Annotated in this window: 16 protein-coding genes; 12 read left to right on the top strand and 4 right to left on the bottom strand. The window is 64.0% G+C overall.

The genetic code is table 11. The features are described 5' to 3' along the window. The first annotated feature begins 42 nt into the window (after positions 1–42). From HWX53_RS13115 to HWX53_RS13100, 5 genes are all read left to right on the top strand, one after another. Complete coding sequence (locus tag HWX53_RS13115; protein ID WP_175941411.1) at positions 43–1,077, top strand: trypsin-like peptidase domain-containing protein; 1,035 nt, start codon at positions 43–45, stop codon at positions 1,075–1,077. A 122-nt stretch (positions 1,078–1,199) separates the two neighbouring features. Further along, positions 1,200–1,613 (top strand): DUF333 domain-containing protein, encoded by a 414-nt coding sequence (locus tag HWX53_RS13110; protein WP_347879157.1) that lies wholly within the window; start codon positions 1,200–1,202, stop codon positions 1,611–1,613. Further along, entirely contained in the window at positions 1,610–1,744 is a 135-nt protein-coding gene (locus tag HWX53_RS27910) for a hypothetical protein (RefSeq protein ID WP_279612492.1), read from the top strand. Before HWX53_RS13110 ends, HWX53_RS27910 begins: the two co-directional genes overlap by 4 nt. 104 nt (positions 1,745–1,848) lie before the next feature. Then, positions 1,849–2,031, top strand: a complete 183-nt coding sequence (locus HWX53_RS13105; protein ID WP_175941409.1) for a hypothetical protein — start codon at positions 1,849–1,851, stop codon at positions 2,029–2,031. Positions 2,032–2,034: 3 nt separating this feature from the next. Then, positions 2,035–2,418: a DUF2628 domain-containing protein gene (locus HWX53_RS13100; RefSeq protein ID WP_175942404.1), complete on the top strand. Its 384-nt coding sequence runs from the start codon at positions 2,035–2,037 to the stop codon at positions 2,416–2,418. 572 nt (positions 2,419–2,990) lie between these two features. Here HWX53_RS13100 and HWX53_RS13095 read toward each other — a convergent pair. Further along, complete coding sequence (locus tag HWX53_RS13095) at positions 2,991–3,734, bottom strand: response regulator transcription factor (protein WP_175941407.1); 744 nt, start codon at positions 3,732–3,734, stop codon at positions 2,991–2,993. Positions 3,735–4,223: 489 nt separating this feature from the next. Here HWX53_RS13095 and HWX53_RS13090 point away from each other — a divergent pair, with 489 nt between their 5' ends. From HWX53_RS13090 to HWX53_RS13080, 3 genes are all read left to right on the top strand, one after another. Then, positions 4,224–5,516 (top strand): MFS transporter, encoded by a 1,293-nt coding sequence (locus HWX53_RS13090; protein WP_175941405.1) that lies wholly within the window; start codon positions 4,224–4,226, stop codon positions 5,514–5,516. 107 nt (positions 5,517–5,623) lie between these two features. Next, positions 5,624–7,060: an MFS transporter gene (locus HWX53_RS13085; RefSeq protein ID WP_175941403.1), complete on the top strand. Its 1,437-nt coding sequence runs from the start codon at positions 5,624–5,626 to the stop codon at positions 7,058–7,060. 65 nt (positions 7,061–7,125) lie between these two features. Continuing rightward, complete coding sequence (locus HWX53_RS13080; protein ID WP_175941401.1) at positions 7,126–7,293, top strand: hypothetical protein; 168 nt, start codon at positions 7,126–7,128, stop codon at positions 7,291–7,293. A 77-nt stretch (positions 7,294–7,370) separates the two neighbouring features. Here the strand turns inward: HWX53_RS13080 and HWX53_RS13075 are convergent, their stop codons facing one another. Further along, complete coding sequence (locus HWX53_RS13075) at positions 7,371–7,643, bottom strand: hypothetical protein (RefSeq protein ID WP_175941399.1); 273 nt, start codon at positions 7,641–7,643, stop codon at positions 7,371–7,373. Between the two features lie 122 nt (positions 7,644–7,765). Beyond that, positions 7,766–8,602: a helix-turn-helix transcriptional regulator gene (locus HWX53_RS13070; protein ID WP_175941397.1), complete on the bottom strand. Its 837-nt coding sequence runs from the start codon at positions 8,600–8,602 to the stop codon at positions 7,766–7,768. A gap of 235 nt (positions 8,603–8,837) precedes the next feature. On the opposite strand from HWX53_RS13070, the gene motA reads away from it, so the two are divergent. Then, complete coding sequence (gene motA / locus HWX53_RS13065; protein ID WP_175941395.1) at positions 8,838–9,707, top strand: flagellar motor stator protein MotA; 870 nt, start codon at positions 8,838–8,840, stop codon at positions 9,705–9,707. Positions 9,708–9,740: 33 nt separating this feature from the next. Beyond that, positions 9,741–10,724 (top strand): flagellar motor protein MotB, encoded by a 984-nt coding sequence (gene motB / locus HWX53_RS13060; RefSeq protein ID WP_175941393.1) that lies wholly within the window; start codon positions 9,741–9,743, stop codon positions 10,722–10,724. A gap of 29 nt (positions 10,725–10,753) precedes the next feature. Here motB and HWX53_RS13055 read toward each other — a convergent pair whose 3' ends face one another. Next, positions 10,754–12,085 (bottom strand): Nramp family divalent metal transporter, encoded by a 1,332-nt coding sequence (locus tag HWX53_RS13055; protein ID WP_175942402.1) that lies wholly within the window; start codon positions 12,083–12,085, stop codon positions 10,754–10,756. 269 nt (positions 12,086–12,354) lie between these two features. On the opposite strand from HWX53_RS13055, the gene HWX53_RS13050 reads away from it, so the two are divergent. Next, entirely contained in the window at positions 12,355–12,633 is a 279-nt protein-coding gene (locus tag HWX53_RS13050) for a DUF4148 domain-containing protein (RefSeq protein WP_175941391.1), read from the top strand. 164 nt (positions 12,634–12,797) lie between these two features. After that, positions 12,798–13,061, top strand: a complete 264-nt coding sequence (locus HWX53_RS13045; protein ID WP_175941389.1) for a DUF4148 domain-containing protein — start codon at positions 12,798–12,800, stop codon at positions 13,059–13,061. Positions 13,062–13,260 lie beyond the last annotated feature (199 nt).

Below are 13,260 nucleotides of genomic sequence, written 5' to 3'. Positions count from 1 at the left end.
CGGCGCGACCCGCATGTCGCCTCTCAATATCGGGAGTCCGACATGGGAAGCCGACCACAATTCATCGACGATCTTGCGCGCGGCTCGCAAGACGCTCCGCAGTCCCAGCCGCAGCCGCTCGACGACACCGCGCTGCTCGATGCGTATTCGCGCACCGTGATCGGCGCGCTGGAGCGCGTGCAGCAGGCCGTCGTTTTCATTTCGGTCGAGCGCGAACTGGCCGATGCCCGTGGCGCGCGCCGTCAGACGGGCGGCACCGGCTCGGGCTTCATTTTCACGCCCGACGGTTATTTGCTAACCAATAGCCACGTCGTTCACGGCGCGACGCGCATTACCGTGACGCTCGCCGACGGCGCGCACTTTCACGCCGATCTCGTCGGCGACGATCCGGGCAGCGATCTCGCGGTGCTGCGCATCGGCTCGCCTGAGCCGCTGCCGCACGTCGAACTCGGGGAATCGGGCAATCTGCGCGTCGGCCAGATCGCGATCGCGGTGGGCAATCCGCTCGGCCTTGCTCAGACGGTGACGACAGGCGTCGTCTCGGCGCTCGGACGGTCGCTGCGCTCCACCTCCGGCCGCATGATCTACGACGTGATCCAGACCGATGCCGCGCTCAATCCCGGCAACTCGGGCGGTCCGCTCATCAATTCGGCGGGACAGGTGATCGGCGTGAACACGGCGATCATTTCGGGCGCGCAAGCCATTTCGTTCGCGACTGCCATCGATACGGCCAAGTGGGTCATCATGCAGATCTTCGCGTACGGACGCGTGCGGCGCGCGTATATCGGCGTGGCGGGAACGACGGCGCCGGTGTCGCGGCGCGTCCAACGCTTCTTCGGGCTGACGTCGGCGAGCGCCGTGCACGTGATGGAAGTCGTCAAGGGCAGTCCGGCCGCGCTGGGCGGGCTGCGCACGGGCGACCGTATCGTCGCGGTGGATGGCGTGAGCGTCGATAGCGTCGACGGCTTGCAGCGCGCGCTGGATGCCTCGCGTATCGAGCGGGCGGTGAAGGTCGCGGTGCTGCGCGGGACGCAGATGATCGATGTCGATGTGACGCCGGTCGAGCAGACGGGATGAGGGTGGGCGGGCGGCGCCGGCCGCGCGCCGCTCAACTGGAACCCACGGCGCGAAAGTTCGACGGCGCCGGGAGCGCTTGATATAGTCGCGGCGCTCAGGTTTCCGATCGAAGTCGCTCGTTCATGTTCAAGCTCGCCACCTCATTCGCCGTTGCTACTTTATTGGCAGCGTGCATGTCGCCCGTCCCTTCCGCCACTGACGTTGTTGCAGACCAGCCCGCCTCGCGGCCCGATTCGCACGTACGACTTGCCAACCCTGCTTCCACCAATTGCATCCGCCAAGGCGGGACGCTGCAAATCGTCGATAGCGGCGACGGCCAGATCGGCATGTGCCGCTTCCCAGGCGGCAAGTCGTGCGAGGAATGGGCGCTGCTCCGCGGCCAATGCTCGCCAGACCAAAAATTACCGGTTCTACCTGGGCGCGTTTCCTCCGTAGCGCAACGCCGGTGGAATTTTGAGATACGTCCGATGGCAAGGGAAAGCACCCCATCTCAAAATTTGACCTGTCCGAAACGCAACCGAGGTAACGAATCATGAGCCCCTTCTTCCTGGTCGATGTCGCAGCCCTGTCCCGCGCGTCTGACCTGCGCCGCAATTCCCTTAACGATGCGGTGCCGACGACAATGCTTGAGACGTTTGCACGCCTGCTCGCTTCACTTTTGCATTAATCGACGGGCGCAGGACACCAAACCACGGGATCCCGAAATCTGATTTTTATCGTCGTTTAGCCCGCCTAATGAATCAAAACATTTGATCAAACCGAGGCGAACACATGGACGCCGCTACGCTGATCGTGCGAAGCTGCTTGCTTTTGATTAATACAAAAAAAGCGCCGATGAATCAAATCAATGAGCAAGCCGTACCAGGAACCGACGCACGATCCGCATCATTTGAACTTGATCGCGACATGGCACTGTTCGTCGGAAAGAACATTGAGTATTACAGTCGCAAATGAGTAATTCAAAACCCGCGCACGTCGAAGCGAACGTGGAACGGCGCCGCGTTCCTCTTAGGGCCGGTCTGGCTCGTGTACAGGAACATGCACTGGCAAGCCGCCGCCTACATTGCAATCGCTCTGGTTTGTACCGTAGCGACGTCTTCGCTGAGTGAGGGCATCAATCATGCGCTTTCCTACGCATTGCCGGTGGCAATGGGGTTCTGCGGCAATTCCATTTACTTGGCGCACGCCGAGAAGATTCGCAAGAAGGTAAGCGATTCTCCCTTACCGGCCGAAATACGCGACGCTGAGTTAGTCCGTCGTGGAGGCACGAATCCCGTCGCCGCGTGGCTTCTCGGTATTGCGATTATTGTGCTCACGGTCATGGCGGTAATTTGCGCGTGAGACAGTGTCTGAACTGGGTTGCTATGCAACGTCTGAACAAGTGGACGGCTGCATTCGATTCACCCGGCTTGGTTATCTAATCCCGCGCATTAGGGCAGTCGCGAATGGCTGAGAAATCACCGGCTCACATATGGTCCCCGAAGTCTCGCGTTAAGCGACTGAGAGGCGCAGCGCGGCGGCATGGGACACTTCGGCCCGCCCGCCGTTGAGAAAGAGCTTGCCGCTGCGCAGGAGGCGTCGCGTCTGCGCAAGTCCGACGCCGCGCGAGCTGGGAAAGCGCGAGTTATGCGGGCGCATCTTTCCTCTGGGCGATGTGGCTATGCTGGCCAATATCGCGCGGCCGCCGCCGATGCCGCGCCTAGCTCACTGCGACCGACGCACGGCGGCCGCCAGCCCGGCGAATTCCCACGCTGATAATTTGCGGAATCCATCGCGCGGCCAGAGAGGGCAAGTCCCCGCCGCGCTTGCCGCTTGCGTGCGACGAGCGTCGCAAGCCAAAGCGCTGCACCCGGCTCCTAAAAACAAAAATGCCGTCTCGCGACGGCATTCTTATTCGGCTTCGTTCAATCGCCTCAAGCAGCGATTCGCGCATGCTCCGCTTCCACGCGATCGTCGCCCGCGTCTTCACCGTCGTCGTAGAGATGAAGCAGCCGATAGCCGCTCTTGTACACCGGCTGCAGACGAAAGTGGTTCACCGGCTCAATTTCCAGCGCGAGACGCAGACGCGACACGTGGCTATCGATGGTGCGCGTGGTTTCGCGGAATTCCCGGCCCCACACCATCGCGAAAATGTGATCGCGCGACAACACGCGGCCGATATTCGAGAAGAAGAGCTGCGCCAGCCGGAACTGCGTGCCGCTTAATTGCACCGGGCGGCCGCGCACGGTGACGGTCTGCTGGCGCGAGTCGAAGCGATATGGCCCGATCTCCAGGCACGCGCTGGACGTCGTCGGATACGCGCGGCGCAGCAACGCTTCGACGCGCGCGCCAAATTCGCCCGGACGGATGGGATACACCACGAAGTCGTCCGCGCCCGCCGTCAGCGCGCAGACCACGTTGTGCTCGGCGCCGTCGGCGGTGGCGAACATCACGGGAACGCGCTCGCCGAAGCTCGAGCGCACGGATTTCAGCAGATCGAGACCGCAAAGGCCCGTCGAGTTCCAGTCGAGGATCAGCAGATCGACGGTCGAACGCGACAGCGCCTTGGAAAGCAGCAGGCCGTCGCCGAAGGTGACGACAGTGTGTCCGAGTCGTTTGACGACTTCGGCGATGAGATTTCGGTAACTTGGGTCGGTTTGCAAAACGGCGACGCGCATAGAGTCAAGCCTGATGAGTCTGAGGACATGGGCCGATGCCGCTTCTCGCGGCATTTCCCCGGGCGTCTCGTTACAAAAAGAGACGGCAAATACAGGCACGCATTCTGGTCAGCGCGACCACCCTTTCCCATCGGACTCGTCCGAAATGTCAACGCATGTAACGCCGCGCGCCGCCCATGGCGCGAACGCGCGACACTCAAACGTGATTTTTTGTGTAGTGGCGACTTACATCCTGTAACATGCCGCCTTCGGCTTACATCGAGCCGAAAGTCCCCGCTTCCGCCGCCTTACCGAGACGGCGCAAGTGCAAGCTGCGACACGGCTGTCCGCCGGCATGCGCAGCGCGGTGACGGGCGCGGTTTCAGACCGTGCCCCAAGTCGTTCCCGTTTCGCGCTCACCCGGCGCGTCCGACATCCCGCAGGGCATCGCCTCGTCCCATGCGTCGCTCGACCGCACGCGTGGCTTTTCTCATTACGGGTTCTCATTCGATGCAGGCAACACCTTTCGACGGCGCGTCGCACGCCGCCGGCCGCGCCCTTACGCGCGGCGATTACAAGACGCTCGCGCTCGCCGCGCTCGGCGGCGCGCTCGAGTTCTACGACTTCATCATCTTCGTGTTTTTCGCGCCGGTCATCGGCCAGCTGTTTTTCCCGGCGTCCATTCCTGACTGGCTGCGCCAATTGCAGACTTTCGGCATCTTTGCCGCCGGGTATCTGGCGCGGCCGCTCGGCGGTATCGTGATGGCGCATTTCGGCGATCTGCTCGGACGCAAGCGCATGTTCACGCTTTCCGTCCTGCTGATGTCGGTCCCGACGCTCCTGATGGGCCTCTTGCCCACATACGCGTCCCTCGGGCTGATGGCGCCCGTTCTGCTGCTGGTTTTTCGCGTGATGCAGGGCGCGGCGGTCGGCGGCGAAGTGCCGGGCGCGTGGGTATTCGTCTCGGAACACGTGCCGACCCGTCATATCGGCTATGCGTGCGGCACGCTCACGGCCGGCCTGACCGCGGGGATTCTGCTCGGCTCGCTGATCGCGACGGCCATCAACAAGACCTTCTCTCCTGCCGATGTCGCGAGCTTCGCGTGGCGTCTGCCGTTCCTGCTCGGCGGGTTGTTCGGGCTCTGCTCGGTCTATCTGCGCCGCTGGCTGCATGAAACGCCGGTGTTCGCCGAATTGCAGAAGCGCAAGTCGCTCGCAGCTGAACTTCCGCTGAAGGCCGTTTTGCGCGACCACGGCCGCGCCGTCATCGTGTCGATGCTGCTCACATGGATGCTCTCGGCCGCCATCGTCGTCGTGATCCTGATGACGCCCACGCTGCTCCAGAAGCAGTTCCACATTGCGCCGGCCACGGTGCTGATCGCGAACTGCGCCGCGACGCTGTGTCTCACGGTCGGGTGCGTGCTCGCGGGCGCGATTGCCGGCCGCATCGGCGCGGGCAAGACGCTGTTCGTCGGCGCGTTCCTGCTGGCGGGCTCGTACTACGCGCTGTTCCAGCAAGTCGCGGTCGATGCCTCGACGCTGCTGCCGTGGTACGCGCTCACGGGCTTCACTGTCGGCGTGATCGGCGCGATTCCGTTCGTGATGGTCAAGTCGTTCCCGCCCGCCGTGCGCTTCTCGGGCATCTCGTTCTCGTACAACGTCGCGTATGCCGTGTTCGGCGGACTCACGCCGATCGTCGTTTCGCTGATGATGAAATCGAGCCCGGCCGCGCCCGCGCTCTATGTCGGCGCGCTGTGCGTGGTCGGCGCCGTGACCGCGCTCTTCATCAAGGAAGCGCGCTGAAGCCGCGAGCCGTTTCGTTGTGACGGCAAGACAATGGCGCACGCCTCGGCGCTGCGCCATTTTCATTTCAGGCGAGGCCGAAACATCCCGAGCGCCACGCGCCTACGATGAACGGCATGAACTCGAACCTGTCTTCCCGCCAGTTGTGCGTCGTGGCCGCGACGAGCGTCGGCTTCGTCGTCTCGCAGCTCGATGTGTCGATCGTGAACGTCGCGCTCGCGAGCATCGCCCACGATCTCGGCGCGAGCGTCGCTAGCCTGCAATGGACCGTGGACGCCTACGCGCTCGGATTCGCCGCGTTGATGCTTCTGGCCGGCTCGCTCGGCGACCGGCTCGGCGCGCGGCGGCTGTTCGTCGGCGGCCTCGCGGTCTTCGCGTTCGCTTCGCTCGCCTGCGCCTTTTCGCGCGATGCCGCGCAGTTGATCGCCGCCCGCGCGATCCAAGGCGTCGGCGCGGCGGCGATGCTGCCGAATTCGCTCGCGCTGCTGAACGCCGCGTGCGGCCACGATCGGCGCGTGCGGGCGCGCGCGGTCGGCTTGTGGACGGCGGCGGGCGCGGTCTCTATCGCGGCAGGCCCGATTGTCGGCGGAGCGCTGATCGCCGCGTTCGGCTGGCGCAGCATCTTCTGGGTCAATCTGCCGATCTGCGCGGCGGGCGTCGCGGCGACGCTCGCATGGGTGGACGAGACGCCATCGCACGGGCGCGGCGACGGCATCGATCTGAGCGGCCAGGCGCTCGCCATCGTCGCGCTCACCGCGCTGGTCGGCACGGTGATCGAAGCACGGCCGCTCGGGCTGTCGCATCCGCTCGTGACCGGCGCGTTCGCTATCGCGGTGACGGCGACGGCCGCGTTCATCGCAGTCGAAAGAAGAAGCCGCGCGCCGATGCTCCCGCTCGCGCTCTTTAGCGAGCGCACGTTCAGCGCCGCGGTGTTGTTCGGCATCGCCGTGAACTTCACCTACTATGGAAGCGTGTTCGTGCTGAGCCTGTATTTGCAACGCGTGCTCGGCCAGACGCCGTTGCAGGCCGGCCTCGCGTTTTTGCCGCTCACGGGCGGCTTCCTGCTGTCGAATCTCGCGAGCGGTCCGGTGGTGGCGCGCTTCGGCTCGCGCGGCCCGATGATCGCCGGCGCATTGCTCGACGCGGCGGGTTTCGCGTCGCTCGCATTCGTCGATGCCCACACGCCGACAGTCGCTCTGCTGCTTCCGTTTCTGCTGATTCCGTCGGGCATGGGCGTGGCCGTTCCCGCGATGACCACGGCGCTCCTCGGCACCGTCGGCCAGCGACGCGCGGGAACGGCCTCGGCCGTGCTGAACACCGCGCGGCAGGCTGCCGGCGCAATGGGCGTGGCCGCGTTCGGCGCGTTGGCGGGCCACGCGGGAGGCGCGGCGGCATCGGCGCAAATCGTCGATGCGGTGCGCTGGTCGGCGGCTGCGTCGGTGGCGATGCTGGCGTGCGCGGCAGTCATCGCGCGTGGCGTGCGCGGCGGGACGGCGGCGGACGGCAATGAAGCCGCGAACCGGCCGCGACGCGCGGTCAAATAGCGCGCGGGCATCGGCGGGAACACAGGTTGCGAACGGCTCAAGTCACTTCAAGGAGAACCCGCATCATGTCCAACCAGCCACACAACCCGGAAGAAACCGTCGAACCGGATCCGGACAAGTTGCTCGATCCGGATGCGGCGCCGAATCCCGACGATCCCGACATGCCGGACGGTCCCGATTCCGCGATGCCGCTCGTCCCGGCCGATCCGAAGAACGGCGAGCCGCGCATGTAGCGGCTCGTTGATGTCCGCATGACACGAATGCCCGCGCACCCTTTCGGGCTGCGCGGGCATCGTCGGATAGAAACACGCTAGAGGCTTGTCGTCTGAACCTCGCCGGTTTCCAGCGCCCGTTCGATCAGGGCTTCCTGCTGCGCCTTGCGCACTGCGTCCGCGACGAACGTATCCGGCGCTTCCACTTCCGCCCTGATCGTGCCGATGATGCCATCGGCCTGGACGATGACGAGCGATTCCGCCGAGTCCGCCCGGCTAATGATGACGCGCTGCGGTCCGCCGCCTTCCGCGATGCTCGCGCAAAACTGCATGCGCTCGCCGCCGATCACGTGTTCGAATGTCTGAATCATGGCTGCCTTCTGCGTTGGTTGGACAAAAGCTGACGCAGGCACCGGCGCGCGCGTATGGCAGCGCGCGCCGCTCCCCTCCTGTTGATTGATTCGCGCGGCAGCAGCAGGTTCCACATCACCCGTCAGCGGCGCTCGCCGTGCGCCCGATGGAGTATGCGCGCGGTGGCGTCGTCTGCGGGGAAAAAGGCTTCGATTGCGAGCTCGGAAAGCGTGATATCGACCGGCGTGCCGAACACCGTCGTCGTGCTGATGAGCGACAGCACGCCGAACTCCGTGCGCAAGCGCAGCGGCACGACGACGAGATCGGTTGCGCCGCGTTCGGCGCGTCCCGCGTGCGGCGGCGCGGGATACGCTTCGAGTTCGTCGAGCAGCGCAACGAGCGTCGTGTCGCCTGACGCCTCGATCTGCCGACGCAGCCGCGCGAGCAGATGCGCGCGCCACTCGTGCCAGTTCTCGATGACGCTCGCGAGCCCGCGCGGATGCAGCGCGAGGCGCAGCACGTTGACCGGCGGCGCAAGCAACGACGCATCCGCCGACGCGACGAGCGGCTGCAGTGCGGCGTTGGCGGCGATCATCGTCCAGTGACGATCCACCGCGAGCGCGGGATACGGCTCGTGGCCCTTCAGCACGAGCTCGACGGCACGCCGCGCGGGTTCGAGATCCGGGTCCGCGAGTGGCCGCTCTTTGTACAGCGGCGCATAGCCCGCTGCGAGAAAGAGCGCGTTGCGCTCGCGCAAAGGCACGTCGAGTTGCTCGGCGAGCCGGATCAACATATCGCGGCTCGGCACGGAGCGTCCGGATTCGATAAAGCTCAAGTGGCGCGTCGAAACGTCCGCTATACAGGCAAGCTCGAGCTGACTCATGCGCCTGCGTTGACGCCATTCGCGCAGCAACATGCCGACCGTGGCAGGCGTGATGCCCGGCGCGCGCGACTTCGCTTCTGTGAGTGTCGTGTCCATGCGCCGATGTTAGACGAAGCGCATGGCAGCAATCCATTACCTTGCGCGTAAAGCACGCGCGTAAGTTTTACCTTGGGCGAGGCCGCGTCGAAATGTTTGCGGGCGCCACCCTAAATGTCGGCGTGTACTGCGCCGTTAAAAAGCCCAGCATCATGCAGACAATGCATTGCGAGCCGTGCGTGTTTCGCTAACGAGCGCGCACGGCTCGCAACGCCCGGACATTTGCGGAGAAATCATGTTTGTCGTTATCGGATGGGTAGTCGTCATCGGCTCCGTGATCGGGAGCTTCATGGGGGTCGGCGGTCACCTGGCAGCCCTCGTTCAGCCTTTCGAATTGCTGTGTATTTTCGGCGCGGCCATCGGGGCTTTCGTCGTATCGAACCCCACGTCCACGCTCAAGAAGACCTTGCAGGCGCTGCCGAAGGTATTCAAAGGCGGCGGGTACACCAAAGAGAAATACCTCTCGCTCATCGCGTTGCTGTACGAACTGCTGCAAAAGGCCCGCAAGGAAGGAATGATGGCGCTCGAAGCAGACGTCGACGCGCCCGAGTCCAGCCCGGTCTTTCAGAAGTACGAACACGTGATGGCGGATCATCACCTGCTCGACTTCATCGTCGATTATCTGCGCATGATGTCGGCGGGCAACGTGAACGCGCTCGAATTGCAGGACCTGATGGACGAGGAACTGGAGACGCATCACACGGAAAGCGCGGTGGCCGCGAACGCCATTCAGAAGATGGCCGATGGCTTGCCGGCATTCGGCATCGTCGCCGCGGTGATGGGCGTGGTGCATACGATGGGCTCGGTGGGCGCCGCGCCCGCCGTGCTCGGCGAGATGATCGCGGGCGCGCTGGTCGGCACGTTCCTCGGCATCTTGCTCGCATACGGCTTCATCGGCCCGCTCGCGGACCTGCTCAACGCGAAGGGCGCCGCAGAAGCCAAGCCGTTCCAGTGCGTGAAGTCCGTGCTGCTCGCATCGATGAACGGCTACGCGCCGACGGTCGCTGTCGAGTTCGGCCGCAAGGTGCTCTTCACGGCGGACCGTCCGAGCTTCAAGGAACTGGACGACGCCGTGCGCGCCACCAAGTCGCCGAAGTCGGCCTGACCCGCGCCTGCGTAGACACAAGGAGTATCGTTCATGGCTGAAAGACCGTCACGCGACCCGTTGCAATCCGTGCTCGCGCCCACTGTCGTCGTGCGTCGCAAGAAGAAGGGCGGCGGCCACGGCGGCCATCATGGCGGCGCGTGGAAGATCGCCTACGCGGACTTCGTGACCGCAATGATGGCGTTCTTCCTCTTGATGTGGCTGCTCGGCTCGACGTCGAAGTACGACAAGGAAGGCATCGAGCAATACTTCAATACGCCGCTCTCGGCGCTGTTCGGCAACGAAGGCGGCGCCTCCGCGCATACGAGCGTCGTCAACGGCGGCGGCAAGGATCTGTCGAGCTCGCGTCCCGGCGAAGCCAACAAGAGCCAGACGCAGCCCGTGCCGCCTTCGGTCGCGCGCGCGGCCGTCGCTGTCGACGACATGCAGCGTCTGCAACAGTTGAAGCAAAAGCTGACCGCGCTGATCGAGAACACGCCGGCATTGCGCGCGTTCAAGGATCAGATCCGCATTGCGATCACGAGCGAAGGCTTGCGCATCGAGATCGTCGATTCACTCAAGCGGCCGATGTTCGCATCGGGCAGCTCGAAGCTCGAAAGCTATGTGACGACGATTCTGTCGAACATCGGCGCATCGCTCAACGACGTGGACAATCGCGTGTCGATTGCAGGCCATACGGATGCCGTGCCCTACTCCGGCAATCAGAAAGGCTATTCGAACTGGGAACTGTCGAGCGAGCGCGCGAACGCGGCGCGGCGTGCGCTGGTCGCGGGCGGCATGAACGAAGGCAAGGTGCTGCAAGTGCGCGGTCTCGCCGACGCGCTGCCGCTCAACAAGGACGTCATCGACGAGCCGACGAACCGGCGTATCAGCATCCTCGTGCTGAACAAGGCGGCTGAACTCGCGTTCTTCCGCGATGGCGGACGCACGACGGTTGATCAGGCACTGCCCGCCGACGCTGCGATTCCCGCTGCGGTCGCGGCGAAATCGAATACGCCGGTCGCTGTCGTCAAGTAAGCCGTAAGTGGTTCGCGTGAGCCTCGCGCTTACGCGAACCATTCCGTCGCGGTCTGCACGACGAGCCAGATGTTCGCGGCGCTGATCACGACGAAAAGCAGCCACGCGATAACCTTCGTATGCGACGCGTTCGCGAAGCTGCCCATGAGCGCGCGATCGCTCGTCATGCGAATCAGCGGATACAGCGCGAACGGCAATTGCAGGCTCAACACGACCTGGCTCGCGACGAGCAGCTTGCCGACCGCGCCGTTGCCGAGCATATAGACGCCGATCAGCGCAGGCACGAGCGCGAGCGCCCGCGTGATGAAGCGCCGCTGGTAACACGGAATCTTCAGGCGCAGAAAGCCTTCCATGATGACCTGCCCCGCAATGGTCCCCGTGAAGGTGGAGCTTTGACCCGAAGCGAAGAGCGTCACCGCGAACAGAATCGCCGCAAGCCCGCTCCCGACGATGGGCGCGAGCAGCTTGTATGCGTCCTCGATCTCGGTCACTTGCGTGTGACCTGTCGCATGAAACGCGGAAGCCGCGAGAATCAGGATCGCGGCGTTGATCAGGAGCGCAAGCATCAATGACGCGATAGTGTCGAGCCGCGAAAGCCTGATCGATGAAGCAAGGTCTTTCGGGTCGCGAGTGACCACGCGTGTCTGCACGATGGACGAATGCAGATACAGGTTATGCGGCATCACGGTCGCGCCCAGAATGCCGATGGCGAGATAAAGCGGCTCGCGCTCGGACAGCACGTTGAACGACGGCACGAGTCCCGCCGCGACGGACGGCCAGTGCGGTTTGACGAGCGCCACCTCCACGATGTATCCCACGCCGATGGTCGCGATGAGCCCGAGCATGATCGCTTCGAGGTCGCGGAAGTTCTTGCCCTTCAGCCCCAGCACGATCAGCGTATCGAATGCCGTGAGAATCACGCCCCACATCAGCGAACAGCCGAAGAGCAGATGAAACGCGAGCGCGCCGCCGAGCACTTCGGCGAGATCGCACGCGATAATCGACAACTCCGCGAGCATCCATTGCGCATTGGCGACAGGCTTCGCGTAGCGCTCGCGCGATAACTGCGCGAGATCGCGACCGGTGACGATGCCGAGGCGCATCGACAGGCATTGCAGCACCATCGCCGCGATGCTCGACAACACGACGACGAACAGCAGGCTATAGCCGTAGCGCGAGCCTGCTTCGATGTCGGTTGCCCAATTGCCCGGGTCCATGTAGCCGATCGAGATCAGCAGCCCTGGCCCCGCGAATTGCAACAGCTTCTTCCAGAGCGGCGTGCCCGGCGCAACGATGACGGAGCCTTTGACTTCGGACGGGCAGAACGGAGCGGTAGCGGTAGTCGGCAGCTTGAACGGCAATTGATCGTATCCGGTTGGATGAAAAGGCGAGGCGTCGAGCGCTTCGCCGGATGGGCGGGCCTCGCGCGCAGGCGAGTCTATCACTGGCCGCGCCATCTTTCAGGCAGCCGACACCCGCGCGCCGCTGACGAAAACGCCATGTGCTCGCCAGCATCTCGCCACGGTACGACGAATAGAATTCAGCCGTGTCGAAAGCGGTCTTCTCTGCTTTCGCTCCTCATTCCCGACCGCATGCCGCGATCGCTTTTCACCCGTAACAGGAGTTCGCCATGAAACTCGTCATGCGTATCGTCGCCGCCGCGCTCATCGCCTCGCCCGTCGCCGCGATGGCCCAGCAAGGCCTCACGCGCGATCAGGTCAAGCAGGACCTTCAGCAACTGGAGCAGGCCGGCTATCGGCCGGCGGCACGCGAGGCGTTCTACCCCAACGACATACAGGCTGCCGAAGCGCGCGTGCATGAAGGCACGGCATATGGCGCATCGCCGGACGGCACGTCGGCCTCGGGCGGTGCGATGCTGAACACCCCTTCGCAGCAGATGCCGCAATAGTCCGGGCATTCGTTCACATCATTGCTTCGCAGCCTTCGATAAAACCGCCGCAAACAGGCGAATTCTTGCTAACGCTCGTGCTTACAATGGACCGGTCCACGGCAACTCTGCCGTGGACGCGCATCGGGATTGCGTCCGTCCATCATCTGCATGAGGAGTTCGCCATGAAGCCAGTCACGCGCATTGCCATCGTTGTGTTCGCACTCTCGCCGCTTGCCGCCGCCGCGCAGTCGAACGGTCTGACGCGGCAGCAAGTCCGCGACGACCTGATCCGAGCCGAGCGGGCCGGATACTTTCCGGGCGTCGACGATCAACGATATCCCGGCAGCTTCCTCGACCGACGCGAGGGCATCTATACCAGCGCAAGCGTGTATCGCTCCGCGACTCCGCAAACGTCATCCAACGACATCAACGGCAACGTGAACTGATGCCGTCATGGAGCGACCGCCTCGCGCGGTTGCTCCGCTATCAAAAACGTCCGAACGTTCGCGCGTAATGAATCGAATATGACGGCAGCGCCATTTTCGCGTCATTATCTCGTTGGTGCCCACGCACTACCATAGCGGCACTGAACGCAAAGCGATCGCCTCTTCATGAAACGCCGCGCGCTGACAAGCACGACCCCGG

The sequence above is a fragment of the Caballeronia sp. BCC1704 genome, assembly GCF_902833455.1.
Lineage (GTDB): Bacteria > Pseudomonadota > Gammaproteobacteria > Burkholderiales > Burkholderiaceae > Caballeronia.
The sequence above is the reverse complement of the archived record's forward strand: the minus strand, read 5'-3'. Positions and strand labels throughout refer to the sequence as shown.